At 36.6% G+C, this 26879-nt stretch carries 19 protein-coding genes, 3 tRNA genes and 3 rRNA genes; 19 read left to right on the top strand and 6 right to left on the bottom strand.

Annotated elements, in window-relative coordinates; translation table 11 throughout:
- From NHE85_RS03030 to NHE85_RS02995, 8 genes are all read left to right on the top strand, one after another.
- Window positions 1-207 (top strand): hypothetical protein (locus NHE85_RS03030; protein WP_252809537.1); only part of this gene is annotated, 207 nt, incomplete at its 5' end.
- 250 nt (window positions 208-457) lie between these two features.
- Window positions 458-1973 (top strand): 16S ribosomal RNA (locus tag NHE85_RS03025).
- A gap of 96 nt (window positions 1974-2069) precedes the next feature.
- Window positions 2070-2143: transfer RNA gene (locus NHE85_RS03020), tRNA-Ile, on the top strand.
- Window positions 2144-2257: 114 nt separating this feature from the next.
- Window positions 2258-2331 (top strand) — tRNA-Ala (locus tag NHE85_RS03015).
- A 171-nt stretch (window positions 2332-2502) separates the two neighbouring features.
- Window positions 2503-5381: ribosomal RNA gene (locus NHE85_RS03010) — 23S ribosomal RNA — on the top strand.
- A gap of 164 nt (window positions 5382-5545) precedes the next feature.
- Window positions 5546-5654, top strand: a 5S ribosomal RNA gene (gene rrf, locus NHE85_RS03005).
- The 16S, 23S and 5S rRNA genes sit together here with 2 tRNA genes alongside, the layout of an rRNA operon.
- Before the next feature lie 325 nt (window positions 5655-5979).
- The gene (locus NHE85_RS03000; protein ID WP_252809535.1) at window positions 5980-6294 is read left to right on the top strand and encodes a hypothetical protein; all 315 of its coding nucleotides are present in this window, start codon (window positions 5980-5982) and stop codon (window positions 6292-6294) included.
- Between the two features lie 130 nt (window positions 6295-6424).
- Window positions 6425-7762, top strand: a complete 1338-nt coding sequence (locus NHE85_RS02995; protein ID WP_252809533.1) for a sigma-54 dependent transcriptional regulator — start codon at window positions 6425-6427, stop codon at window positions 7760-7762.
- Here the strand turns inward: NHE85_RS02995 and NHE85_RS02990 are convergent.
- Both NHE85_RS02990 and NHE85_RS02985 read right to left on the bottom strand, forming a co-directional pair.
- Window positions 7759-10191, bottom strand: coding sequence for an ATP-binding protein (locus NHE85_RS02990; protein WP_252809531.1), 2433 nt, complete (start codon window positions 10189-10191; stop codon window positions 7759-7761). The genes NHE85_RS02995 and NHE85_RS02990 overlap by 4 nt on opposite strands.
- Window positions 10192-10261: 70 nt before the next feature.
- Window positions 10262-10603: a helix-turn-helix domain-containing protein gene (locus NHE85_RS02985; protein WP_252809529.1), complete on the bottom strand. Its 342-nt coding sequence runs from the start codon at window positions 10601-10603 to the stop codon at window positions 10262-10264.
- Between the two features lie 378 nt (window positions 10604-10981).
- Here NHE85_RS02985 and NHE85_RS02980 point away from each other — a divergent pair, with 378 nt between their 5' ends.
- Window positions 10982-11320 carry a hypothetical protein gene (locus NHE85_RS02980; RefSeq protein WP_252809527.1) on the top strand — a complete coding sequence of 113 codons (339 nt, stop codon included), beginning with the start codon at window positions 10982-10984 and terminating at the stop codon, window positions 11318-11320.
- A 26-nt stretch (window positions 11321-11346) separates the two neighbouring features.
- Here NHE85_RS02980 and NHE85_RS02975 read toward each other — a convergent pair whose 3' ends face one another.
- Window positions 11347-12489 carry an acyl-CoA dehydrogenase gene (locus NHE85_RS02975; protein WP_252809525.1) on the bottom strand — a complete coding sequence of 381 codons (1143 nt, stop codon included), beginning with the start codon at window positions 12487-12489 and terminating at the stop codon, window positions 11347-11349.
- 91 nt (window positions 12490-12580) lie between these two features.
- Between NHE85_RS02975 and NHE85_RS02970 the strand changes: the two genes are divergently transcribed.
- A complete protein-coding gene (locus NHE85_RS02970; protein WP_252809523.1) occupies window positions 12581-13648 on the top strand; it encodes an anhydro-N-acetylmuramic acid kinase in 1068 nt (355 codons plus the stop codon).
- On the opposite strand, the gene NHE85_RS02965 is transcribed toward NHE85_RS02970, so the two are convergent.
- Complete coding sequence (locus tag NHE85_RS02965; RefSeq protein ID WP_252809521.1) at window positions 13645-14322, bottom strand: response regulator transcription factor; 678 nt, start codon at window positions 14320-14322, stop codon at window positions 13645-13647. The genes NHE85_RS02970 and NHE85_RS02965 overlap by 4 nt on opposite strands.
- Window positions 14323-14424: 102 nt before the next feature.
- Here NHE85_RS02965 and NHE85_RS16790 point away from each other — a divergent pair, with 102 nt between their 5' ends.
- From NHE85_RS16790 to NHE85_RS02920, 9 genes are all read left to right on the top strand, one after another.
- Complete coding sequence (locus tag NHE85_RS16790) at window positions 14425-15150, top strand: LytTR family DNA-binding domain-containing protein (protein WP_252809520.1); 726 nt, start codon at window positions 14425-14427, stop codon at window positions 15148-15150.
- 555 nt (window positions 15151-15705) lie between these two features.
- Window positions 15706-17748 (top strand): ATP-binding protein, encoded by a 2043-nt coding sequence (locus NHE85_RS02955; protein ID WP_252809519.1) that lies wholly within the window; start codon window positions 15706-15708, stop codon window positions 17746-17748.
- Window positions 17749-17821: 73 nt separating this feature from the next.
- Window positions 17822-19048 (top strand): Glu/Leu/Phe/Val dehydrogenase dimerization domain-containing protein, encoded by a 1227-nt coding sequence (locus NHE85_RS02950; RefSeq protein WP_252809518.1) that lies wholly within the window; start codon window positions 17822-17824, stop codon window positions 19046-19048.
- 60 nt (window positions 19049-19108) lie between these two features.
- Window positions 19109-20323, top strand: coding sequence for a folylpolyglutamate synthase/dihydrofolate synthase family protein (locus NHE85_RS02945; protein WP_252809517.1), 1215 nt, complete (start codon window positions 19109-19111; stop codon window positions 20321-20323).
- Window positions 20324-20426: 103 nt separating this feature from the next.
- Entirely contained in the window at window positions 20427-21509 is a 1083-nt protein-coding gene (locus tag NHE85_RS02940; RefSeq protein WP_252809515.1) for an aldose epimerase family protein, read from the top strand.
- A gap of 198 nt (window positions 21510-21707) precedes the next feature.
- Window positions 21708-21782: transfer RNA gene (locus NHE85_RS02935), tRNA-Val, on the top strand.
- A 190-nt stretch (window positions 21783-21972) separates the two neighbouring features.
- Window positions 21973-22548, top strand: coding sequence for a Crp/Fnr family transcriptional regulator (locus NHE85_RS02930; protein WP_252809513.1), 576 nt, complete (start codon window positions 21973-21975; stop codon window positions 22546-22548).
- A gap of 67 nt (window positions 22549-22615) precedes the next feature.
- Window positions 22616-23068, top strand: coding sequence for a carboxymuconolactone decarboxylase family protein (locus tag NHE85_RS02925; RefSeq protein ID WP_252809511.1), 453 nt, complete (start codon window positions 22616-22618; stop codon window positions 23066-23068).
- 239 nt (window positions 23069-23307) lie between these two features.
- On the top strand, window positions 23308-24222 hold the full coding sequence (locus tag NHE85_RS02920) for an oxidoreductase (protein ID WP_252809509.1): 915 nt from the start codon (window positions 23308-23310) through the stop codon (window positions 24220-24222).
- Window positions 24223-24550: 328 nt separating this feature from the next.
- Here the strand turns inward: NHE85_RS02920 and NHE85_RS02915 are convergent, their stop codons facing one another.
- Together NHE85_RS02915 and NHE85_RS02910 are read right to left on the bottom strand one after the other, a co-directional pair.
- Complete coding sequence (locus NHE85_RS02915) at window positions 24551-25750, bottom strand: low temperature requirement protein A (protein ID WP_252809507.1); 1200 nt, start codon at window positions 25748-25750, stop codon at window positions 24551-24553.
- A gap of 211 nt (window positions 25751-25961) precedes the next feature.
- A complete protein-coding gene (locus NHE85_RS02910) occupies window positions 25962-26843 on the bottom strand; it encodes an SDR family oxidoreductase (protein WP_252809505.1) in 882 nt (293 codons plus the stop codon).
- Window positions 26844-26879: the final 36 nt, after the last annotated feature.

Below are 26879 nucleotides of genomic sequence, written 5' to 3'. Positions count from 1 at the left end.
GTTGAAAAAAGATTTGGAGGTAATAAAAAGTTTGCTACTTTTGCACCCGCAATCACAGCGAAGTTCTTAGATACAATGTACTGCAGTTTTCACTCATATAAAGGAGTTGGAAATGGCCGAAAAAAAAGTTTCAAAAAGACTTGGATTATAAAGGAAAAAGAATTTATCTTTGCCCTCCCAAACCGCGAGGAATTGGGAAAGATTTAAGACTTGAAATTTTGAAGGGGCAGCTTGGAAAAAAGAAAATTTTTTTTTGAAAAAGCTTGCAGGTTTAAAAAGAAGTTGTACTTTTGCACCCGCTTTAAGAAACAAACGCCTAAGGGCAGAAACGGGAGAAGCGAAAAACAAAGAAGACACGTTCATAGACATATTGGATTGACAGCATAAGAGAGAGTAAGAAACTCGCTTATCATAAAAAAATGACCTAGCAAAAAAGATCGTAAAAATATTAAAATATACGATGAAGAGTTTGATCCTGGCTCAGGATGAACGCTAGCGGCAGGCTTAACACATGCAAGTCGAGGGGTAGAAGTCTTCGGACTTTGAGACCGGCGCACGGGTGCGTAACGCGTATGCAATCTGCCTTGTACAAAGGGATAGCCCAGAGAAATTTGGATTAATACCTTATAGTATACTGATGTGGCATCACATTAATATTAAAGATTTATCGGTACAAGATGAGCATGCGTCCCATTAGCTAGTTGGTATGGTAACGGCATACCAAGGCAATGATGGGTAGGGGTCCTGAGAGGGAGATCCCCCACACTGGTACTGAGACACGGACCAGACTCCTACGGGAGGCAGCAGTGAGGAATATTGGACAATGGGCGCAAGCCTGATCCAGCCATGCCGCGTGCAGGATGACGGTCCTATGGATTGTAAACTGCTTTTATACGGGAAGAAACCCTGGCTCGTGAGCCAGATTGACGGTACCGTAGGAATAAGGATCGGCTAACTCCGTGCCAGCAGCCGCGGTAATACGGAGGATCCAAGCGTTATCCGGAATCATTGGGTTTAAAGGGTCCGTAGGCGGCTTTATAAGTCAGTGGTGAAATCCGGCAGCTCAACTGTCGAACTGCCATTGATACTGTAGAGCTTGAATTATTGTGAAGTAACTAGAATATGTAGTGTAGCGGTGAAATGCTTAGAGATTACATGGAATACCAATTGCGAAGGCAGGTTACTAACAATCGATTGACGCTGATGGACGAAAGCGTGGGTAGCGAACAGGATTAGATACCCTGGTAGTCCACGCCGTAAACGATGGATACTAGCTGTTTGGCAGCAATGCTGAGTGGCTAAGCGAAAGTGATAAGTATCCCACCTGGGGAGTACGAACGCAAGTTTGAAACTCAAAGGAATTGACGGGGGCCCGCACAAGCGGTGGAGCATGTGGTTTAATTCGATGATACGCGAGGAACCTTACCAGGGCTTAAATGTAGTGGGACAGGCTTGGAAACAGGCCCTTCTTCGGACTCATTACAAGGTGCTGCATGGTTGTCGTCAGCTCGTGCCGTGAGGTGTCAGGTTAAGTCCTATAACGAGCGCAACCCCTGTTGTTAGTTGCCAGCGAGTCAAGTCGGGAACTCTAACAAGACTGCCGGTGCAAACCGTGAGGAAGGTGGGGATGACGTCAAATCATCACGGCCCTTACGTCCTGGGCTACACACGTGCTACAATGGCCGGTACAGAGAGCAGCCACTGGGTGACCAGGAGCGAATCTATAAAACCGGTCACAGTTCGGATTGGAGTCTGCAACCCGACTCCATGAAGCTGGAATCGCTAGTAATCGGATATCAGCCATGATCCGGTGAATACGTTCCCGGGCCTTGTACACACCGCCCGTCAAGCCATGGAAGCTGGGGGTACCTGAAGTCGGTGACCGCAAGGAGCTGCCTAGGGTAAAACTGGTAACTGGGGCTAAGTCGTAACAAGGTAGCCGTACCGGAAGGTGCGGCTGGAACACCTCCTTTCTAGAGACACGATCGTTGGGTCATATTATGAGAAGAAGATAACTTACTCTCGCTGTTAGTTCAAAAATTTAAAGTAAAGAGAGCTGAAAATAAAATAGTCTCGTAGCTCAGCTGGTTAGAGTACTACACTGATAATGTAGGGGTCGGCAGTTCGAGTCTGCCCGGGACTACTATAAGCTTACAGCGCTTTACAAAGAGGAAATTTTAGAAGTTGAGTTGCACTATTTAGTGACAAGCCGTATAGGAAAGTTAACTAAAAACTGTTAACTGATAACTAAAAAAACGGGGGATTAGCTCAGCTGGCTAGAGCGCCTGCCTTGCACGCAGGAGGTCATCGGTTCGACTCCGATATTCTCCACAGATTAATGTAACAGTTGATCAGTTATTTAATGTAGCAATTATTGGTACATTGTTAAATTGATACATTGTTGCATTTAGAAAGTTCATTGACATATTGAGATAAATTCAAAAAGTAGAAAAATATAGAAAGCATGTATGTTTTGTATAGCGATATACAAGACGCGTAAGTACAATAAGTAAAATAAGGGCGTATGGGGGATGCCTGTGGCTCTCAGAGGCGAAGAAGGACGTGATAAGCTGCGAAAAGCTACGGGGATTGGCACACACGAATTGATCCGTAGATATCCGAATGGGGCAACCCACTATGTTGAAGACATAGTACCCGATAGGGGGCAAACCCGCTGAACTGAAACATCTAAGTAGGCGGAGGAGAAGAAAACAAAAGTGATTCCGTAAGTAGTGGCGAGCGAAAGCGGAACAGCCCAAACCAGAGTTGTTACGGCAATTTTGGGGTTGTAGGACCACGATATTCTATGCAAACCGAACAAGAAGCATCTGGAAAGTTGCACGATACAGGGTGATAGTCCCGTATTGGTAAGGGATGTAATAGATAGTGGTATCCTGAGTAGGGCGGGGCACGTGAAACCCTGTCTGAATCTGGCGGGACCATCCGCTAAGGCTAAATACTCCTGAGAGACCGATAGTGAACCAGTACCGTGAGGGAAAGGTGAAAAGAACCGTGAATAACGGAGTGAAATAGATCCTGAAACCATACGCCTACAAGCGGTCGGAGCCCATTCGTTGGGTGACGGCGTGCCTTTTGCATAATGAGCCTACGAGTTACCGTTGCTGGCAAGGATAAGCAATTAAGTTGTGGATCCGTAGCGAAAGCGAGTCTGAATAGGGCGCTTTAGTCAGTAATGGTAGACGCGAAACCGTGTGATCTACCCATGGGCAGGATGAAGCTGTGGTAACACATAGTGGAGGTCCGAACCGGTTGACGTTGAAAAGTCTTCGGATGACCTGTGGGTAGGGGTGAAAGGCCAATCAAACTCGGAAATAGCTCGTACTCCCCGAAATGCATTTAGGTGCAGCGCTGGCTATAGTTATATAGAGGTAGAGCTACTGATTGGATGCGGGGGCTTCACCGCCTACCAATTCCTGACAAACTCCGAATGCTATATAATGATTACCAGCAGTGAGGGCATGGGTGCTAAGGTCCATGTCCGAGAGGGAAAGAACCCAGACCATCAGCTAAGGTCCCCAAATGTATGCTAAGTTGAAAAAACGAGGTTTGTCTGCCCAGACAGCTAGGATGTTGGCTTGGAAGCAGCCATTCATTTAAAGAGTGCGTAACAGCTCACTAGTCGAGCGGACGAGCATGGATAATAATCGGGCATAAGCATACTACCGAAGCTATGGATTTAACGTAAGTTAAGTGGTAGGGGAGCATTCTAAGGGGGTTGAAGGTGATATGTGAGTATTGCTGGACCGCTTAGAAAAGAAAATGTAGGCATAAGTAACGATAATGCGGGCGAGAAACCCGCACACCGAAAGACTAAGGTTTCCTCAGCTATGCTAATCAGCTGAGGGTTAGTCGGGACCTAAGGCGAACCCGAAAGGGACAGTCGATGGCCAACGGGTTAATATTCCCGTACTTCTTATAATTGTGATGGGGCGACGGAGTGATGAAAGCACCGCGAACTGACGGAATAGTTCGTTAAAGTACCTAGCTATAGAACCTATAGGCAAATCCGTAGGTTTTGGTGAAATACGATAGTACACGGAGTCTTCGGACAAAGTGATAGTGTGCCTAAGGGCTTCCAAGAAAAACCTCTAAACTTAGATTATAAGAACCCGTACCGTAAACCGACACAGGTAGTCGAGGAGAGAATCCTAAGGTGCTCGAGAGATTCATGGCTAAGGAATTAGGCAAAATAGACCTGTAACTTCGGGAGAAAGGTCGCCAGCAGCAATGCTGGCCGCAGTGAAAAGGTCCAGGCGACTGTTTATCAAAAACACAGGGCTCTGCAAAATCGTAAGATGAAGTATAGGGCCTGACACCTGCCCGGTGCTGGAAGGTTAAGAGGAGATGTTATCTTCGGAGAAGCATTGAATTGAAGCCCCAGTAAACGGCGGCCGTAACTATAACGGTCCTAAGGTAGCGAAATTCCTTGTCGGGTAAGTTCCGACCTGCACGAATGGTGTAACGATCTGGACACTGTCTCAGCCATGAGCTCGGTGAAATTGTAGTATCGGTGAAGATGCCGATTACCCGCAGTGGGACGAAAAGACCCTGTGCACCTTTACTATAGCTTAGTATTGACCTTGGATAAGTGATGTGTAGGATAGGTGGGAGACTATGAAGCGGCGTCGCCAGGCGTTGTGGAGTCATTGTTGAAATACCACCCTTTGCTTATCTGAGGCCTAACCCCGGTATCCGGGGGACATTGCTTGGTGGGTAGTTTGACTGGGGTGGTCGCCTCCAAAAGAGTAACGGAGGCTTCTAAAGGTTCCCTCAGCACGCTTGGTAACCGTGCGTAGAGTGCAATGGCATAAGGGAGCTTGACTGAGAGACATACAGGTCGATCAGGTACGAAAGTAGAGCATAGTGATCCGGTGGTTCCGCATGGAAGGGCCATCGCTCAAAGGATAAAAGGTACGCCGGGGATAACAGGCTGATCTCCCCCAAGAGCTCATATCGACGGGGGGGTTTGGCACCTCGATGTCGGCTCGTCACATCCTGGGGCTGGAGAAGGTCCCAAGGGTTGGGCTGTTCGCCCATTAAAGTGGCACGCGAGCTGGGTTCAGAACGTCGTGAGACAGTTCGGTCTCTATCTACTGTGGGCGTTAGAAATTTGAGTGGATCTGATTCTAGTACGAGAGGACCGAGTCGGACAAACCTCTGGTGTATCTGTTGTTCCGCCAGGAGCACCGCAGAGTAGCTACGTTTGGAAGGGATAAGCGCTGAAAGCATATAAGCGCGAAACCCACCACAAGATGAGATTTCTTTTAAAGGTCGTGGAAGATGACCACGTTGATAGGCTATAGATGTAAAGGCAGTAATGTCATAGTCGAGTAGTACTAATAACCTGTAAGCTTATGTACGCCTCTTTTCCCGCCCTTTGGGGCGGGAGAGAACTTTCTAAATCAAAAAATACTTATTATTTATCTCAGTATGTTAAGATATTGCTGCAAAGCAGCGTTTGGAGTTCTAAATTTGGAGTTCAGGGCTTGTCCCTAAACCCATAACCCGAAACCAATAAACCTCTTAAGGTGGTTATTGCGGCGGGGCTCACCTCTTCCCATCCCGAACAGAGTAGTTAAGCCCGCCTGCGCAGATGGTACTGCAATTTGTGGGAGAGTATGTCATCGCCTTTCTTTTGAAAACCCTTCATCATTACGATGAAGGGTTTTTTGTTTTGATGGTACTGCAATTTGTGGGAGAGTATGTCATCGCCTTTCTTTTGAAAACCCTTCATCATTACGATGAAGGGTTTTTTGTTTTATATCATTTCTTCCTAAAAATCTTAATGTTGTGGAAATTCCACACTTACTTGTGGACTTCTACATATTTTTATAAAATATATTTTCTGTACAAATAATTTAATTCACTGTAATACAGTGTTTTATACTGTAATTTAATTGCTTATAGATAATGGTATGATTATTTCACTGTAAATTATATCTAAGTAGTTAAATGGTTATGAAGAAGATAGGTATAGGTATATTTTTGTTGTTTGGTATATGTGCTAATGCACAAATGGCTACTGACGCAAATACTAATACTAAAAATATGTTTTCTATATTTTATCAGGAAAAACAGTATAAAAAAATAGAAAATACTCAGGTTCCAATTGATGTACTTAGACAGGCTAGTTTTAAATATACTGGTTTTGCATTAAATAAAGCATATTCTTCTGGCGAAGGAGAATATAAGCTGATGCTTAAAAAACAAAATAAATTTGTAAATGCTGTTTTTAAGAGTAATGGAGAATTTATTAAAGAAGTAACTAATTGAGTTAAAATATATAGTAAGGTGATTGAAGAATTTATTCTTCGAATAGAAGGAGACGGGAGCGTCTCCTTTTGTTTTTCTTAACACATTATAACTCTCAAAACTATTACATTTGTAAATATTTTTATATCCGATGAGTTCTAAAATACTGGTAATTGACGATGATACGGCTTTTTGTGTAATGCTAAAAACTTTCCTGCAAAAGAAAGGTTTTAATGTTACGAATGCTTTTACAGGTCAGGAGGGCGAAGAGGAAATAAAAAAACAAGCTTTTGATGTTGTTTTAACTGACATAAGGCTTCCTGATAGTGATGGCCTTAAAATACTTAAACTGGTTAAAGAAACATCATTTGATACACAGGTAATTTTAATGACGGGATATACTGATATTAAAACAGCTGTGAATTCCATTAAAGATGGTGCTTTTGATTATGTAGGAAAGCCTATAAATCCGGATGAGATATTGCATACCATAGGATTGGCTCTTAATAAAAAATCATCAAAAGAAAAGCCTGAAATTAAAACACAGGTTAAAAAACCAACACAATCACCTCTTTCTTTTGTTAAAGGTATTAGTAGTGACTCTCAGAGACTACACGAACATATAGGCCTTGTAGCCCCAACAAACATGTCTGTGCTTATCATTGGTGATAGTGGCACAGGTAAAGAATATATCGCCCAGTCTATACACTTATTAAGTAAAAGAGCTGATAAGCCTTTTATCGCTGTTGATTGTGGCGCTATACCAAAGGAATTGGCTTCGAGTGAATTTTTTGGACATATTAAAGGATCTTTTACAGGAGCTGTTAATGATAAAACCGGACATTTTGAAGCGGCTAACGGAGGTACGTTATTTTTAGATGAAGTAGGTAATTTATCTTATGAGGTACAGGTTCAGCTTCTAAGGGCTTTGCAGGAAAGAAAAATTAAACCTGTAGGCAGTAATCATGAAATTAAAGTGGATATAAGAGTAATTGCTGCTACTAATGAAGACCTTAATGAAGCTGTAAAAAGAGGAGATTTTAGAGAAGATCTTTATCACAGGCTTAATGAATTTTCTGTGAAGGCTCCAAGGCTTGCTGACAGGAAACAGGATATAATGATATTTGCAAATCATTTTTTAGCACAGGCTAACGATGATCTTGAAAAAGATGTGGAAGGTTTTGATGGGGATGTAACAGATCTTTTTAAGAATTATGACTGGCCCGGTAATTTAAGGGAAATGAAAAATATTATTAAACGTTCTGTTTTACTGGCAAAATCTAATCTAATCAATATTGAAGTATTGCCTCACGAAATGCAGGAGGCTTCTGTGGGCTCGCTTTCAGGATATTCAAAAGATAATGAAGAACAGGCTATACGTGAAGCTCTCGAAAAAGCTAATTTTAATAAATCTAAAGCAGCAATTTTACTCAATATAGACAGAAAGACTTTATACAATAAATTAAAGCTTTATAATATTGATCTTTAAGCCAGTTTATCTTTAAAAGCATTATTAAGTTCTTCGGTTTTCTTGCATAGATCAATTATATAGTTTTCCAGCTCTGTCCAGTCCATATTATAATTGCCTTCTTCAAGAGGTATTAACATTTCAACTATCGAATTCACTTCCATAAGTTTCAGCATAGGAATCATTTTATGAGCAGTTTCGGCAAGCTTTTCCCTGCTTTTGATTTTTACCGAATTTTTTAGTGCTTCGGAATTTTCAACGGCACTCTCAATAAATGTTTTTAATATAGTTTTTAATGATTCAGGGTCATTGTTTGTGAACTGTGAAAGATTCTTCAGATTATATAATTCCTGAGGAGTTAAATCTATATGGCTATTCTTAATTTCAGTATTTGGATGTGTTATTCTTCTCCCTTCAAGGGTTTCTGTAATTAAATTTATTAGTTTTCTTAATTCTAAAGGTTTATGATGGTGTCCATTAAAACCATTGTCGGTAAAATCCTTATCATTAAGATCTCTTTTGCCGGACAAAGCTATAACAGGAATTTTCGCTATGTCCTCATTTTGATGGCTTCTAATACGTTTTATCAATTCAAAACCATCCAGTGAAGGCATTTGGATATCTGTAAGCACGAGATCAAAAGTTTGATTTTCAAGTAAGGAAATAGCCATTGATGCATTGACTTCAGTTGTAACAATAACAGGATAGTTAATGAATAATTCCTTCATTAAAGTAAGCTGCATCATATCATCATCAATTACTAAAATTTTTTTATTTTTTAATGATGGATATTGTTCGGTCCTATTATGTGAAACTAAAACTTCAGTATTGGTAAAATTATTTGAGGATACAATACACGGAATTATAATAGTAAAAATAGAGCCTTGTCCTTCTTCACTTTCCAGTACAATAGTTCCTCCCAAAAGTTCCAGTATTTTTTTTGAAATGGTTAGCCCAAGGCCAGTACCTCCAAATTTTTTCTCGATACCTTCATGCGCCTGAGTAAATTCTTTAAAGACATCACTGTGTTTTTCTTTAGAAATACCTATTCCAGTGTCTATTACTGAAATATGAATATTGTTATCTTCAATTTTCCCGGCAATTTCTACTGATCCTTCAGGCGTAAATTTAATGGCATTACTAATTAGATTGGTAAGCACCTGTTTAATGCGATATGGGTCTGATATGAAGTTAGCATCTAATTCTTCACTAACATCCCAGTTAAGCTCAATGCCTTTTTTCAGAGCCATTGGTTCTAAAGATATACAGGTGTTCTCTATAAGAGTTTTTATATTGAATCCTGTTTTTTCGATGGAAATTCTATTATTCTCTAATCTTGAAAAGTCTAGCAGGTCATTTACAAGTTTTAGTATATAACTGGCAGATTCGTTTATGTTATTTAAATACTGTTTTTGTTTGGTAGTAACACCGGAATCTTTTAGAAGCTCCTGAAATCCTATGATACTTCCAAGGGGAGTCTGCAAATCATGTGTTACGGTTGCCATTAACATAGATTTAGTTCTAAGAAGTTCTTCGTTTTCCAGATTCAGCGCTTCCAGCTGCTTCCTGTAATTTTGATTAATGGTTAAGTCGCGAATAATAATCCATGCAAAAATTATCAGAATTAACAAAGCAATAGCACCAATCCAGGCTATTTTTTCCATTGTTTTTTTTATTCCTAATTCTGAATCCTTGATCTCAGTATATGATTTTTGAGCAAATTCATTTTCTAAAGATGATAGTATAGTTCTTAACTTCTCAGATATTATACGGTTTTCTTCGAGTAGTTTCTGCTCTTTGTAAAATAAGGTATACTTAACCCTTGAGTCTTTTTCAAGTATGTTTTTAAGGGTGTTTTCATATGCCATCGCAAAAGTATCTATAGATACCATCTGGCGGCGTAATGAATCTTTTAGTTTTGGAGTTATAATGGCATCTACAGCTTTTTGCCAGGAATGATTTTTGGAAAGTGTTACTGGTTTTATGGTATTGGCTATAGAATCTTTGGTGTTGCTAACCTCTCCAATACCTTCTTTATATGCATTGAATGACCCATATCTTTTTCTATAGGTAATAAGGCTGGTAATGCTTGCTCTCTTACGATTTAATAATAGTTGGATCGAATCAAATTTATGTAATTGATTTTCTTCAACAGTGTTTTTTATTCCATCAATTTCAAATGAAATACTGTCTATAAGATTACTGTATTTTTTAAAATCATTTTCAGATAAGGTTAATATGGCTTTACGGCCTATAGCCTCTGAGGTGTAAAGATTTGTAATAGTGTTGCTAATACGGATGATTTTTTTGTTTTCATTACCGCTTTGCCCTAACAAATCTATTTTTGAAATTTTATCGTAAACCAGCCATACCGATAATGCTGCCATTGCAAATAGCAGCACATATCCGGCAATAACTTTATATTTTACGGCTTTAGGCTTTTGTACCATCAGATAAAAGTAGTAGAATTTGTTATCTTATTAAAACGGTACAACAGTATTTAAAGTATAAATTAATGGTTTAGCTTCTTACCATTACCCTTAGGAAATTAATTTCATCTTTTAAATGCTGTATTTCTGCTCTAAGGCTCTCTACAAGAATATCATACACTTCTTTATTCGCATTATTGAAAGGTAAATTTTCATCTTCATGTATCTCATTCATTACTTCGTTAAATAAATAAGAGATATTTACGTTTAATATTCGAACTATCTTAAGAAGTTTTACAACATTAAGCCTTCTGTCATCTTTTTCAAGTCTCCCGTAATTACTTTGGGTTACATCAAGCTGATGAGCCATTGTTTCCTGTGTAATTCCTTTTTCTTCTCGTAGTTTTTTGATTCGTTGACCAATAATGTTCATAATAGTTTTGTTTTTAGTGTTGGATGCTGTAGAGTTTAAAAATATTTTTAGTAATTATTTAAATGTTTTTCTTCCCAAACTTAGTTATATATTTGACTTATATATTATTGAAAAACAAACATCTGCCACACCTTACACCGGTTTTTGTTTTTTGCTTCCTTCCTTTAAAAAAAGAGAAAGGTGAAAAGTCATATATTGAACTATTTTGTATAAAAATAGAAAAGTTGTCCAGCTGGTAATAAGTATTGGACAAAAACTCGATGTAATGCTTTTTTTAACCGCCAACAGGTAAGTAAAAAATAATTATATATCTATTTTTTAATAGTTATATTTTAATTGTATTTGATTATTATACATAATAAATACCGCAGTGTAGATATGAAAATTTTAGTTTATGACAACCAGCAGGCATACTATGAATTGCTCCGGTCGGGTTTTTCTGAGAATGCAGTTTTTTCTTTATTTAATGGTTTGAGTTTTGAATTGGCTGATAAAGAATATAATATGATTATTTTCTTTATTTATGACGAATTAGAACTGTTGGACTTTATAAAGCTCTATCAGGAAAATATCCCTATAGTTTTAGGGCTGTCACTAATGAATAAATATAGTAATTTCAGGGCACAGGGCAATATTCATTATTTGCATCTTGATAAGCTGAAAAACGAGATTATTGAGGATGTTGGAAAACTATTAAAGCAATATTTAAGGCAATAAAAAACCCGCTTTCGCGGGTATTTATATTATTGAGATAGTATAGATCTTGAAATTACGATTTTCTGTATTTCAGAAGTTCCTTCGTAAATCTGAGTAATTTTTGCATCACGCATTAATCGTTCTACATGATACTCTTTTACATATCCATTGCCACCATGAATTTGTACTGCTTCTATGGTTGTATCCATTGCTACCTGCGATGCATAAAGTTTTGCCATAGCACCACTTAAGTCATAATTGTTATGCTGATCTTTGTCCCAGGCAGCTTTAAGGCATAAATGACGGGCAGCTTCAATACTAACAGCCATATCTGCCAGTTTAAACGCAATTGCCTGGTGGTTGCAAATTTCTGTACCGAATGCTTTTCTTTCTTTTGAATATTTAAGTGCAAGCTCATAAGCTCCCGATGCTATACCTAATGCCTGAGAGGCTATGCCAATTCTTCCGCCTGCAAGGGTTTTCATTGCAAATTTAAAACCAAAGCCATCCTCTCCAATTCTGTTTTCTTTAGGAACTTTAACATCAGTAAACATTAATGAGTGAGTGTCAGATCCACGGATGCCTAATTTTTGTTCTTTAGGGCCAATTTCAAATCCTGGCATTCCTTTTTCAACTATAAGAGCATTTATGCCTTTATGTTTTTTATCTGTATCAGTTTGTGCAATTACAAGATATACATCTGCAGTACCGCCATTAGTGATCCAGTTTTTAGTACCGTTTAAAAGATAATGGTCACCTCTATCTATAGCTGTTGTTTTTTGAGAAGTAGCATCACTGCCTGCCTCTGGTTCCGATAGGCAAAAAGCACCTATAATTTCACCGGTTGCAAGACGTGTAAGGTATTTTTGCTTCTGCTCTTCGCTGCCAAAAGTCTGAAGGCCCCAGCAAACTAATGAATTATTTACTGACATAACTACTGAAGCAGAAGCATCAATTTTTGAGATTTCTTCCATAGCCAGCACGTAGGAAATTGTGTCAAGACCACTTCCGCCATATTTAGGGTCTACCATCATGCCAAGAAACCCAAGTTCCCCCATTTTTTTTATTTGCTCAGTAGGAAAAATTTGTTTCTCGTCTCTTTCTATAACACCAGGAAGCAGTTCAGCCTGGGCAAAATCGCGGGCTGCCTTTTGAATCATCAGATGCTCTTCAGTAAGTTTAAAATCCATAAGACTTAAATTATATTTTTTGTTTTATTGCGCCCAAATGTAGCTAATAATTGTGAATTTGTCAATATGAATGCTTAATTTTAGCCTCGTTATGAGGAAAAACTATAACGTTATAGGAGTAATGTCAGGAACATCGCTTGATGGCGTAGATCTGGCGCATATTTTTTTCACTGTTGATGATGGTAAGTGGAGTTTTCTGATTGCTGAAACGGAAACAATTTCTTACGATTCTATTTGGGTTGAACGCTTAAAAAAAGCGATTATTTTTAATAGGGAGCAATTGATCTTGTTAAATAAAGATTATACTCAATTATTGGGAGATATTATAAAATCATTTATTGAAAGGCATGCAATTGAAAATTTAGATGCTGTTTGTTCTCATGGTCATACTGTTTTACATCGCCCTCAGGATGGTGTTACTTTGCAGATTGGTAATCTTTCCGAAATTGCAGCTATTACAAAACAAAAAGTAGTATGCGATTTTAGAGTACAGGATGTAGAACTGGGAGGGCAGGGAGCCCCTCTTGTTCCTATTGGAGACAGACTTCTTTTTCCGGAATATACTTATTGTCTTAACCTTGGAGGTTTTTCTAATATTTCATTTGAAAAAAATGGAACCCGCATAGCATTTGATATTTGTCCTGTAAATACGGTTCTTAATTATTATGCTAATAAACTTGGTCTTGATTACGATTCCGGCGGGGCCATAGCTGCTTCAGGCGTAATAAATGAAGAGTTGCTCATGGAATTGAATAACCTTGAGTTTTACAGGCAGGACTATCCTAAATCATTAGGTTTTGAATTTGTTAGGGAAACGGTATTGCCTTTAATGGAAAAATATAATATTTCTTTTCAGGATAAGCTTGCTGCCTTTACAGAACATATAGCGATACAAATTTCCTTAATAGTAAAACGTTTAGGAAAAGGTGAACTGCTTATAACCGGAGGAGGTGCTTATAATAACTTTCTGATTGAGCGAATACATCAACTATTGCCCAATATACTTATAACAATACCTGATGATAAAACAATTCAGTTTAAAGAAGCCTTAATATTTGCTTTATTGGGTGTTTTGAAATTAAGAGAAGAAAATAATGTACTGGCTAGTGTGACGGGAGCAAAAAGAGATCACAGCTCCGGTAAAGTGTACAAGCCTTAAAGTATTCCCATTTTTTTTATAGCCTCAATAAGTTCATGATCATCACCGCCTTTACCCTGTAACAGCATGTTTTTCATTTGAGCCTTTCTTTTTTCTATGGCGCTAAGTGATAATGGCACGTAATTAGGGATGTTTTTGGTAAGTATTCCTTCAGACAGCCGCATAAGTATTTGCTTATCGTAATTATCGAGTTTGTAATTATCAAATACTTTGTCTTTAAGCGATTTTACTATTTTGTTGCTAAGGTAAGTGTCTCCGGAAAAAACTATTTTAAAAGCATTTAAGAATTCATCTATATCAATATCGCTTTTGCATAAAATACCCTGAGGGTTAATTTCTTTTATAAGTCTGTCTACCAGCGTAGCCTCGCTATGCATCGTAAGAATGATTATAATGCAATCAGGCATTGTTTGTCTTATAAGCACACCAAGATCAAGCCCTGAAAAGATGTTTTTTTCGGCGTAAGGAGGTAAGCTTAGGTCCAGGTAAGCTACATCAAACTTTGTACCCCCTGATTGTGAAGCAGTAATCAGGTTGTATGCCTGCTCACAATCAAGTGCTTTTGTGAAGATTAGATTGTGACCTTCAAATTCTTCATCCGATAAAACATTTATATAACCATTAACCGTCATTGGATGATCATCGACGATTAAAATATTTAAGTCCTCTTGCATAAACTACTATAGTTGAAAACAAAATTAACAAATTTTACGGGAAAACCGTAAAATTAACAAATCAAATATATTTATATTGCGCAAAATTTTCTCTAACATTTTGTGCAGTATTCTTACTTAATAGTAGATGATAACAAAGATAATATTCAGGAAACCTTAAGTAAATTTGAGGCTTTCCCTGAATACTATTGCGTCGGTGCTGCTGAAAACAGAGAAGATGCAATTAATAAAATCTTAGAGCTTCAGCCCCAAATAGTTTTTCTTGAAATTAACCCTAAGAATAAAAAAAGCAATTTATCACTTAGCCTTATTTCAGAGCTCTATAGGTTTATAGACAGGATTCCTTATTTTATTGCATTGACAGCCTTGCCTAAATTTGCTTTTGAAGCTATTCAGGCTGGAGTGTTTGATTATCTCCTCACACCTCTTAATCCGTTTGATTTAAGGAAGAGTCTCCTTAAATTCCAAAAAACAAATCCAACAGTTGCAAGTAATACAATTTGTATAAGGTCTTACGGCGATTATCAGTTTATATCGCTTAATGATATAGTATATCTTAAGGCTGATAATAATACTACCGATTTTTTTTTACAAAACGGAAGAAGGCTTACTGCATATAAGACTCTTAAGCATTACGAAAATAATCTGCCTTTTTATTTTTTCAGAATTCACAACAGTTATATTGTTAACAGCAACTTTGTGTCAAGAATAAACACAGGTAAATCACTATGCTATTTAAACAATAGTGATCTTTCTATTTCTTTCTCAAAAACATTTAAGGACAATGTTGATACACTTATCAAAAAAATTGCTCCTGAATACTTATAATTAGTATACCTGATTCTATTTTTTTTTCATTATTAAATTGTTCTGTGACTTTTATAAGGCATTGGATTGGCATCCTATTAAATCAATTTAAGCTTTTAAAATGAAAATCAAAACACTTTAAGTTTTTATTATTATTCATTCACCCTGCAAAAAGGGTGAGTTACTCATGTATAAGGGTATTCTACTAAACCCTCTGTAAATCATGATGGTAATTGGTTTTTTGAATATAGATTTGCTACAGAATCAAACGATAAAACGGGAGATTATTTAAAAAGAAATCAGTTCATCTAATAAACCTTACTTACTCATGAAAAAAATTATTCTTACACTTGTTCTAGCAACTTTTATTAGTTCATCTCTTGTATCTTGTTCAACAGACGATAGTGCAATGGAACAGGAGACTAAAGCGGGCAGTATTGGGTCTGGTACTACTATTCCTACTGACAATGGTGATAACCAGCTTCCAAAACCTCCAATCAGAGCATAAGTATTTATATAAAAAACATTATTTTTGAGGGCAATAGTTAATTTAAACTATTGCCCTCAAAAATTTTGATGATACGCCAATACTTATTATATATACTTACAGGAGTATTTTTTTTCTGTATTTCCTGTAAAAAAACTACAGTTCAGAATAATACGCCTAAAAACCGTATTGATTCTCTTATTGAGCTATCAAGAGATTTCAATTTAGATACTATTAAAAGGAGAGCCTATACCGATACAATCTACGGAGAAATTAGTTCCTCTGAAAATGACTCACTTACACGTTATTATTTTAGGCAGGCGGCAGTAAGTTACTATAATCTTAACCTATATAATAAGGCTATTAAAGCCAGCAGGAAAATGTATAAAATGTCAGTAAAGGCAAAAGATACATTGGGGATGGCTAAAGGGCTGCATTTTTTAGGAGTATCCTATTATGGTAAATCTGATCTTGACAGCGCATATTATTTCTACGGAGGTGCTGAAAAACTATATACTAAATTTAAAAACACGGATTCAAGGACACTTGGAGAAATAGTTTTATATAAAGCTTACATTTATTATCACGTTGGCGAATATGTGCTTTGCGAAGATGAAGCTTTCAGGGCACTGAAGCTTTTGCGAATAGAAAATAATCCTTCAGATCTTTATAATTGTTATAATCTTATTGCATCGGCTCTTGATGGGGCAAACAAGAATGAAGCTGCGATAGAATATTTTGGAATGGCCTTTGATATTCTTGATGAAGATTATAAAGATGAAGGTTATACTGATAAAGATATTATTATTAATAAAGCTATATGTTATAATAATATGGGTAATGCTTATTCAAAAATGGGTAAGTATAAAAAAGCCATCGAAATTTATAATAAGGCATTAGAGTTTCCGGAAACTAAAAGCTGGGCTAGTTTATATTCAAAATTGTTAAATAGTCTTGCTGCTGCAAAATATAAATCGGGAGATGAATCTCAGATACCGGAATTGTTTTATAAGTCGTTAAAAATAAGAGATAGCCTTGGCGATGAACAGGGTGTTATTGCCAGCAATGTCGCTTTAGGAGAATATAGTTTGTATAAAAAAGACACAGTAAAGGCTATTAATTATTTAAGAACTGCTTATTCTAAAGCTGAAACCGAAAAGAGTAATTATGATTTACTTACCAGCTTAAGAATACTGCTGGTTATTGATAAAAAAGATAATGATTTTTACATTAAAAGGTATATGACTGTAAATGACAGTCTTCAGCAGATAGCAGAAAATACCAAAAACAAATTTGCCAGGATTGAATATGATACTGAAAGAATAATAAATGAAAAAGAAGCGCTGGCAAAGAAAAATAGCTTTATAATAGGAGTATCGGTTGTAGTTGTGCTTTTTATTGCTGCTATTTTTATTATTTATTATCTGAATTCGCGTAATAAAGAATTATTATTAATTCAGGAACAGCAAAAAGCAAATGAAGAGATTTATGAATTGATGTTTGAGCAGCAAAATAAAATTGAATCTGCAAAAACTGAAGAAAAATCACGCATTGCAATGGAACTGCATGACGGTATTTTAAATAATATATATGCACTACGGCTTAACCTTGAATTTATAAATAAAAAAACAGATGAGGAATCTATAGCAAAACGTAAAGAGTATATAAAAGAACTTCAGGGTGTAGAATCCGAGATAAGGGGAGTTTCGCACGACCTTAGTAAAAATGCATTGTTTAATAAAGAGCAAAGTTTTGAAAATATGCTCGAATTTATGATAACATCTCAGAAGAATAATTTTGATACAGAATTTGAAGCTGAAATTGACCCTGAAATAAACTGGGAAAACATGTCTAATATTTATAAGGTTAATATTTACAGGATAATACAGGAAACATTACAGAACATTAATAAGTATTCTCATGCAACTTTAGCAAAAGTAAAAATAGCTTTAAGCGGAGATGATATAAGTATCATTATTGCAGACAATGGTAAAGGATTTGATCCTGAAAAGGCCAAAGGAGGAATTGGTTTAAAAAATCTTAAGAAAAGGACGGACGCACTTAATGGAACATTGCAAATCAATTCACAGCCGGGTGCGGGGGTAGTTATTCAGCTTTTATTCCCAATTTAAGATTATCGCTAAAATGCAGATTTGTCATTTATATGTTTCATATATTTGTGCGGATTTATAAAAATACAAACAAATGAAAGATTTACTAAGTAAATTTGAAAATAAACAACCTGAAATAGTATTTAACTGGAAAGATTCTGAAACTGGAGCCGAAGGGTGGACGGTGATCAACTCGTTAAGAGGCGGAGCTGCCGGAGGTGGAACAAGAATGAGAAAAGGCCTTGATATGAACGAGGTACTTTCACTTGCTAAAACAATGGAAGTAAAGTTTTCTGTTTCTGGTCCTGCTATAGGTGGTGCAAAATCAGGAATTAATTTTGATCCTGCAGATCCACGAAAAGAGGGTGTACTGCAAAGATGGTATAAAGCTGTGTCTCCGCTGCTTAAAAGTTATTATGGTACAGGTGGCGATCTTAATGTAGACGAAATACATGAGGTTATACCTATGACAGAAGAGTGTGGTGTATGGCATCCGCAGGAAGGTGTATTTAACGGACATTTTAAACCAAGTGAGGCAGATAAGATAAACAGGATAGGACAATTACGCCAGGGTGTAGTAAAGGTTATCGAAAACCCAGCATTCTCGCCTGATGTAAACAGAAAATATACTGTAGCTGATATGATTACAGGTTATGGTGTTGCGGAGGCAGTTCGTCATTTTTATAGTATTTACGGAGGTTCTGTAGCAGGTAAAAAAGCTATTGTTCAGGGGTTTGGTAATGTAGGTTCTGCAGCGGCATTTTATCTTGCTGAAATGGGAGCTAAAGTAGTTGGTATTATAGACCGTGACGGGGGAGTTATTAATAAGGATGGTTTTAGTTTTGAGGAAATCAAACAATTATTTCTTAATAAAGATGGTAACAAACTTGTTGCTGACAATATGATTCCGTTTGAAACTATTAATGAAGAGATTTGGAAAGTGGGAGCTGAAATTTTTGCGCCTTGCGCTGCTTCAAGACTTGTTACTCAGGGACAGATAGATAATATGATAGCTTCGGGCCTTGAAGTTATTTCATGTGGTGCTAACGTTCCGTTTGCAGACAAAGAAATTTTCTTTGGTCCTATTATGGAGGCAACTGATAGTAAAGTAAGCTTAATACCAGACTTTATTTCTAATTGTGGTATGGCAAGAGTATTTGCCTATTTTATGGAGAAAAAAGTGGGTATGACGGATGAAGCTGTTTTCAATGACACCTCTGAAACTATCAGAAAAGCTATTGCAAATGTGCATTCTCTTAATTCATCTAAGCTTAATATTAGCCATACTGCTTTTGAAATTGCATTAAAACAGCTTGTTTAAGTTATACAATAAATAAAAATATTATTTTTAATGACAGATTAATCTCTGTCATTTTTTATTATGACATACAAAGAAACTGTAGAATGGATGTTTGCCCAGTTACCAATGTATCAAATGCAGGGGGCATCAGCCTACAAAGTAGATTTAACGAATACTCTTTTGCTTACAGCGCATTTGGGTAACCCTGAAAAAGAAATAAAAACAATACACATTGCCGGTACAAACGGTAAAGGTTCTGTGTCTAATATGCTGGCTTCAATATTACAGGAAGCTGGCTATAAAACAGGGCTTTATACTTCGCCACACCTTAAAGATTTCAGGGAGCGTATTAAAATTAATGGTAAAGATATACCCGAAAATTTTTTGTGCAGCTTCATAGAGCAGAATAAAGCTTTTTTTGAAGCAAACAATCTTAGCTTTTTTGAAATGACTGTAGGTTTGGCTTTTGAATATTTTAAACATGAAAATGTAGATATTGCCATTATTGAAACAGGCTTAGGCGGCAGGCTTGATTCTACAAATGTTATAACCCCATTAGTTTCGGTAATTACCAATATAGGTATGGATCATACCCAGTTCCTTGGTAATACACTTACTGCTATAGCCGGAGAAAAAGCAGGTATTATAAAACCTGGTATTCCTGTAGTTATTGGTGAATATAATAGTGAAACAAAGCCTGTGTTTGAAGCGAAAGCGAAACTGGAAAGTTCACCTTTGTTTTTTGCTTCAGATGAGGTTACTACTGATTATCCATCAGATTTAGTTGGAGATTACCAGTTTAGCAACAGGAAAACGGTAGTAAAAACCATAGAGGTATTACAGCAATATTTATCAGTACCGGAAAAAGCAATAGCAAAGGGCCTGCTAAATGTGGTGAGCAATACCGGATTTTTAGGCAGATGGCAGCAAATATACAGCAACCCTATAGCGATTGCAGATACTGCACATAACAGCCACGGACTTAAAATTGTTATGAATCAGCTGCAAAGCCAGAAATTTAATAAATTACGGATTGTTTTTGGTGTAGTAAACGATAAAGATTTATCTGAAATTTTACCATTGTTGCCCAAAACCGCAATTTATTATTTCTGTAAGCCTAATGTGTCAAGAGGTTTTGATGCGGAGTTACTGCATGAAGCTGCTGCCGCATTTAATCTCAATGGTTATGTGTATGCTTCCGTTGAGGCAGCTTACCAGGCAGCTTTATCAGATTCTTCACACGATGATTTTATTTATGTGGGAGGAAGTACGTTTGTAGTGGCAGAAGTTTTATAGTTTTAATATAATTTAAATTATATATGTAATGAGAATATCAGGATTAAATATTTTGTTTTTGTTTGCTTTAATAACAGTGATATCTTGTAAAAAAGAGAGAGAAATGCCCAGGCCTGAAAATAAGGCTTTGGCTGAAGATATTTCTGCAAAAGATTTTGATACCCTGATAGATGGTAAACAGGTAAAACTTTACTGGCTTGAAAACAAAGATATAAAAGCAGCGTTTACCAACTTTGGAGGCCGTCTTGTGGGACTTTGGGTAAAAGACAGCAATGGGGAGATGACAGATGTTGTGGTGGGGCTTAACAGTGCAAAAGAATATGCTAATGCTACCGAACCTTATTTTGGAGCTACTATAGGAAGAGTAGGTAACAGGATTGCAAAAGGAAAATTTACAATTGATAGTAAAGAATATAGCATACCTGTTAATAATGGAGAGAATACTTTACATGGCGGAATTAAAGGATTTCAATATGTTGTATGGAATGCGGAAATGCCCGATAAAAATACTTTAGCCCTGTCCTATTTGTCACCCGACGGAGAGCAGGGTTTCCCTGGTAATCTCAATGTTAAAGTCACTTATTCTCTTACTGATGACAGATCCCTTAAAATGGAATATGAGGCAACAACAGATAAGGCAACGCCTGTAAATCTTACTAATCATGCATTCTTTAACCTGAATGGAGAGGGAAGCGGAACCATATTAAATCACGAAGTACAAATTTATGCTGAAAAATACACGCCCGTAGATGGTGGGCTTATACCTTCCGGTAAACTGGAGAGCGTTATTGATACTCCTTTTGACTTTATGAAACCTCATACTATAGGTGAGCGCATTTCTGCTAAAAATGAGCAGCTTACAAATGGGGCAGGGTATGACCATAATTTTGTTTTAGGTGGTAAGAAGGTAAACGGATTAAATCATGCTGCTACAGTTACCGGAGATAAATCAGGTGTTGTAATGAATATTTATACACAAGAACCGGGATTGCAGTTTTATAGCGGAAACTTTATGCAAGGTAAAAACACATTTAAGTCGGGCGCAAAAGATGATTACAGAACAGCTTTTGCAATGGAAACACAACATTTTCCCGACTCGCCTAACCAGCCATCATTTCCAACTATAATAGTGAAGCCCGGAGAAATATATCATAGTATGTCTTTATATAGTTTTTCAGTAAAATAATTTTTAAAAAAAATAACGGTGCAGGGTTTTTGTATAATATTATTTTTTAATGCTTTAAAAGTTTTGGTTATAGAAACTGACAATATTAGGAATGTAAATTTTGCATTTTTTTAATTTATTATTTGCAGATGTCAAAAAGAGAGCTATATTTGCACTCGCAATACGGAACTAATCACAGTGAGGTTTGCAACTATAAAAGGGCGATTAGCTCAGTTGGTTCAGAGCATCTCGTTTACACCGAGAGGGTCGGGGGTTCGAATCCCTCATCGCCCACAAGAAAAGCCGAAACGAAAGTTTCGGCTTTTTTCATTCTACATCTAAGAAATAAAAAAAATTGAATTTTTTTATTTCTTAGATGTAGAGGTGAGTTTCTTATCGCAATTAATTTCTCTTTAGCATAAGAGATTTACTATTAAGGATTTAATTTGTATTTTTGATTCATAAGAAAAATTATCAACACCTAATGTCTTTGATATTTCAGCAACATATTGAAAAGTTCGTTCAAATTTCCGATGAGGAATTTGAAGAAATCCGAAAATTCTTTGATACTAAAGTGTTAACTAAGAAGCAAAATATATTAGAAGAAGGGCAAATTTGTCAGCATCATTATTTTGTATTAACGGGCTTACTCAGAAAATTTTATATCAACGAGAAAGGAACAGAGCAGACCACTGAATTTGCTATTGAAACGTGGTGGCTCACTGATAACTTTGCATATGAACACAAAGTTCCTACAGAATTTTATATTCAAGCTGTGGAAAAATCTGTTGTCCTATCTATCACTCAAGAGAACCAAGTAAAGCTACTTGAGAAATTTCCGGTAATGGAACGGTATTTCCGTTTTGTATATCAGCGCGCCTATGCAGCAGCCCAAAAGCGCATTAAATTTCTTTTTTCATTCTCGAAAGAAGAATTTTATTACCAAGCAGTTAAAAATCATCCCGATTTTGTGCAACGTGTTCCTCAATATTTAATCGCTTCATATCTCGGATTTACTCCAGAATATTTAAGTGAAATCCGCAAAAGGCTTCTTTCTTAAACCAGTTTAAGTTTTTTCATTTACTTAATCTCCAATTTTGCATTGAACAATTTTAAAGAACAAAACAATGCAAAAACGACTTAATATTAAGGAAGTTGCTCCAAACGCACTAAAAGCGATGATTGGTTTAGAAATGTATCTTTCAACGGCTTCTATTTCTAAGACAACTAAAGAACTTATAAAAATACGTGCTTCACAAATTAATGGTTGTGCATACTGCATCAATATTCACACTAATGATGCAATTAAAAATGGTGAAACAAATCAGCGTATATTTTTACTGAATGCTTGGAGAGAAGCTGAGGGTATTTTTACAGAAGAAGAAAAAGTAGTTTTGGCAATAACGGAAGAAGTAACATTAATCCATCAAAATGGATTATCAGATGAAACCTATTCAAATGCCTTACAGTTTTTTAGCGAAGCCCAAATTGCAGACATTATAACTGCCGTTATTACCATCAATCTTTGGAACAGGATTGTGCTAACCACCCGCTTACAGATTGGACAAAGTCTTGCTTAAAACTATTGTAAGAAGATCACAGTTATTACTTCCTGGAGAGTGTCTGCGTATTCGGTAATTTCTTATTCAACTGTTGACGGAAGGCTTTTCAAAAGCGGGATTTCATATTCTATCTTTGGAATACCTTGGAGGAAGGTTAAATTTCCTGGTCTTCGATTCTCAAAATATTACAGTCAATACAATGAGTTGCTTGTTGAGGATTATTGTTAATAAAAATAAGAACATTTAATAATATAACTATGTGGACAAAAGAAAATATACCTGACTTAACAGGTAAAACAGCCCTTGTAACCGGAGGCAATACCGGTATAGGATACGAAACCGTAATAGCACTTTATGAAAAAGGAGCAAATGTTACGCTTGCAGCAAGAGATGAAAAGAAGGCAAAAGCAGCGGTTGAAAAAATCAAATCAGAAACCAGATCATCAGGAATTTTGGAAATCGGTATCATAAATCTTGCTAACCTTACTCAAATTAAATCTTTTACTGATGATTTTAAAAGCAAGCATACTCAACTTGATATTTTAATTAACAATGCCGGAGTGATGATACCTCCCGCATCCAAAACCGATGACGGATTTGAATTACAGTTTGGTGTAAATTTTTTAGGGCATTTTGCACTGACTGGACATTTATTTCAGATATTAAAAAAGTCACCAAATGCAAGAGTTGTTATGCTCTCCAGCGGTGCTGCCACCTTAACGGATGGGATTGATTTTGAGAACCTAAAGTTAGAAAAGCCTTACAACGAATGGAACTCGTACGCGGTCAGCAAGCTGGCTGATATTCTATTCACATACGAACTAAACAGAAAACTAAAAGCAGTAGGAATGGATATGCTTTCTACAGCCGTACATCCCGGCGTTACAAGAACCGATTTACAACGCCACATTCCTGAAGAACAATTGGAAGGTATGTTTGCCGAGTATAGTGATGTAATGGATCCATGGCAAGGAGCGTTGCCATCGTTATTTGCAGCAACAGATGCGTCGGTAAAAGGAGGTGAGTTTTTCGGGCCGGATGGAGAAAAGGAATTTTCAGGATATCCAGCGTTGTCGAAATACAGCACATCAGCAATGAATGATAAAGAATTAGCTAAAAAACTATGGAGGTATGCTGAAGATACAACTTTAGTGAATTTTAATTTTGAATAACAGAGAAAGAATTGTGATGAGCTAGCACATTCTGATTAAGATTAAAGAATATGCCACATTTAAAGCCGATACAAATATAGTACTGCCATATATTTTAATATTTAAGAAACTTTTATTTAAAATGATAATTAGCACTATAATAACGTCCATTTCAGCTATCACACCAAATACTTCATTGCAAAGCTTTTCTTTTACAACATTTTTTTTAGCTTTTCAATTTAAGTAGATCACTCTTGAAATGGTTCGAAACTGTCCTGTTAGGGCCACAGATTTAAAAACTCTTCAGGAAACTGAAGAGTTTTTTGTTTTATATAATTAATTTCTGATATTATACTTCCGAAGGATCAATTCCTTCTTTAATAAGCTTTTTATAATATTTATAGTTAAGATAGGTAATTTCTATAGCAAGGATAAATGCAGTTATAGCCAGATAGTAAGTTACTGGCAATGTGAAATTAATTAAAGAAACAACAAAAAACAGTAATGCCGTCACTAAAAGGGAAAATCGCATAGGCTGCTTTAAAGTGTCAAAAACATCCGGATATTCCAATAGCTTCATTAACAGAAAAATACAGAATAAAAATACAGCGATTCCGAATCCGATTATTTGTCGCATACTGCTTTCAAAATCCTTTCCAAAAAAAACTGTAAATGAAGCACCAATGATGCCTAACGATATTAACCCCGGTATATAGAGTATCTCAAGAAGCGATGCTTTGTCAAGCCCTTTTTTTACCTCCCTTGAAGATATAAAAGTGAAAAATATCCACCAAAGTGAAAAAATTACCGAAATGCCAATTGCAAAATTTAACCAGTCGGAAAAATTTAATATTTCAATCTCATTAATACCGTTTACTACACCCAATACCAACTCTCCAAAAATGATTATTGTAAACAGTCCTAATCGTTCAAACATGCTTGACGATAAATCAAGATCTTGTGCAGAACGCAACAAAAGTTTGTGTGTTATAAAGGGAGGGGCATAATTACATATAAGGATAAATGGGAAAATAATCTTTAACCAGGAATGTGATATGAATAATGATAAGCCCATTAAACAAAATGATAAAAGAAACAATACTGTATAGGGCCAACTGTATTTACGATGAGACTTATCATAAAATCCGACACTCCACCATTGATAAGTAATATAGAGCTGCATAATCATAAAAACTATGGTTATAAAGGCGTAATTTTCATGAGTTTTGTTAATAGTTATTGCCAATGCTGCAATTATCATCATCTGCCAAAGCATCATTAGTCTTGTTCTTAATCCCTGGTTACCGTGCAGATCATGATGTAAACTTCCATTAAGCCATCCCCAGAATATTAATGAAAACAGGCAGGCGTATTTTATGAATCCTTCTGTGTTCATATCGTTAGATAAGTTGTGTGTAATCCTTGATATGGCAATAACATATACTAAATCATAAAATAATTCGAGCCAGCTAATTCTGCGTTTTTCCTGTTTAGTGTTGAAATCTTTTGGAGGACCCCACCATATAGATATTTTCTTCTTCAGTTCCATATATAAGAGCAATAAGACTTAGATAAAGATAAATGTATGGAATAATTGTTAAAGACAATAAGCACAATAGCAGGTGTTATGAAAATAAGTTGATAAAAAAATCCTGCTCAGATTCTGAGCAGGATTCTTATTTTTTTAATCAAGATAAGGAGAAGAAAATTTCAGAATTACTGAGCACTTCAGTAATTTGCATTGATCTTAAATAACTTTTCTAAAAATAATTATCTTCTAAATCTTTTATAAAATTAATTTGTGTAGGTGTCCAGTTAAGTATTTGTCTGGTCTTTTCACTAGAGGCGTAGCCATCCATGGCAGCAAAATGTGTAAACCAGCCGAAATGTGCTTCTGCTTCATCATGGCTCAGGCTTTTTGCAGGAAGAGAAATACCTTTGCTAATAGTTTCAGCGATCTCTTTAAAAGATACGCCTTCTTCGGCTACAGGGTGAAAAACTTTTTGTTCAGGCTGTTTCTCAATAATAAGCCTGTATAAACTGGCGGCATCTTCTCTGTGTACTGCTGGCCACCTGTTAAGGCCTTCACCTATATAACCGCATTGTCCTTTCTCTTTATTCATCTCAATAACAATAGGAATAAAACCGTGGTCGTCTTTACCATGTACAATAGGGAGGCGGACAATATAGGTATTCACTCCTTTAGCTGATGCCTCCCATGCAGCTTCTTCTGATGCAGCTCTGGCTACGCTGGCTGAACTTGCCGGTTTATCGTCTTCTGTAATAGCTTTTTCGCTTCGAAGTATTCCCACGGCAGAAGTGATGACGAATGGTTTTTGTGTTCCGGAAAGTGCATCACTAAAAAATTCGATTACTTTTCGGTCATCTTCGCAGCTTTGAGAATATCTAGAGAAGTCATGATTGAAAGCGGTGTGGATTACAGCATCGCAGGAAATTGCACCTTTGCGAATAACATCAGGATCATTGATGTCTCCCATTACTACTTCGGCGCCTGATTCTTTTAGTTTTTGTGCTGAACTTTCAGACCTTACGAGACCAAGAACCGTATGTCCGGCTGTTAATAATTCATCTACAATAGCGGAGCCAACAAAACCGGAGGCTCCAGTAACAAATACACGCATAATATTTTAGTTTTAAGATACTGCAAAGTAAAATTA

The organism is Flavobacterium sp. NRK1 (genome assembly GCF_024054175.1).
In the GTDB taxonomy this organism is placed as follows: domain Bacteria; phylum Bacteroidota; class Bacteroidia; order Flavobacteriales; family Flavobacteriaceae; genus Flavobacterium.
This window is presented reverse-complemented; position numbering and strand designations above follow the sequence as displayed.

Coding starts and splice junctions, on each gene's coding strand:
- NHE85_RS02920 (WP_252809509.1), top strand. CDS start 23,308: ATGTGGACAAAAGAAAATATACCTGACTTAACAGGTAAAACAGCCCTT.
- NHE85_RS02945 (WP_252809517.1), top strand. CDS start 19,109: ATGACATACAAAGAAACTGTAGAATGGATGTTTGCCCAGTTACCAATG.
- NHE85_RS02930 (WP_252809513.1), top strand. CDS start 21,973: ATGTCTTTGATATTTCAGCAACATATTGAAAAGTTCGTTCAAATTTCC.
- NHE85_RS02955 (WP_252809519.1), top strand. CDS start 15,706: ATGATACGCCAATACTTATTATATATACTTACAGGAGTATTTTTTTTC.
- NHE85_RS02990 (WP_252809531.1), bottom strand. CDS start 10,191: ATGGTACAAAAGCCTAAAGCCGTAAAATATAAAGTTATTGCCGGATAT.
- NHE85_RS02965 (WP_252809521.1), bottom strand. CDS start 14,322: ATGCAAGAGGACTTAAATATTTTAATCGTCGATGATCATCCAATGACG.
- NHE85_RS02910 (WP_252809505.1), bottom strand. CDS start 26,843: ATGCGTGTATTTGTTACTGGAGCCTCCGGTTTTGTTGGCTCCGCTATT.
- NHE85_RS02915 (WP_252809507.1), bottom strand. CDS start 25,750: ATGGAACTGAAGAAGAAAATATCTATATGGTGGGGTCCTCCAAAAGAT.
- NHE85_RS02980 (WP_252809527.1), top strand. CDS start 10,982: ATGAAAATTTTAGTTTATGACAACCAGCAGGCATACTATGAATTGCTC.
- NHE85_RS02995 (WP_252809533.1), top strand. CDS start 6,425: ATGAGTTCTAAAATACTGGTAATTGACGATGATACGGCTTTTTGTGTA.
- NHE85_RS02940 (WP_252809515.1), top strand. CDS start 20,427: ATGCCCAGGCCTGAAAATAAGGCTTTGGCTGAAGATATTTCTGCAAAA.
- NHE85_RS02950 (WP_252809518.1), top strand. CDS start 17,822: ATGAAAGATTTACTAAGTAAATTTGAAAATAAACAACCTGAAATAGTA.
- NHE85_RS03000 (WP_252809535.1), top strand. CDS start 5,980: ATGAAGAAGATAGGTATAGGTATATTTTTGTTGTTTGGTATATGTGCT.
- NHE85_RS02985 (WP_252809529.1), bottom strand. CDS start 10,603: ATGAACATTATTGGTCAACGAATCAAAAAACTACGAGAAGAAAAAGGA.
- NHE85_RS02975 (WP_252809525.1), bottom strand. CDS start 12,489: ATGGATTTTAAACTTACTGAAGAGCATCTGATGATTCAAAAGGCAGCC.
- NHE85_RS02970 (WP_252809523.1), top strand. CDS start 12,581: ATGAGGAAAAACTATAACGTTATAGGAGTAATGTCAGGAACATCGCTT.
- NHE85_RS02925 (WP_252809511.1), top strand. CDS start 22,616: ATGCAAAAACGACTTAATATTAAGGAAGTTGCTCCAAACGCACTAAAA.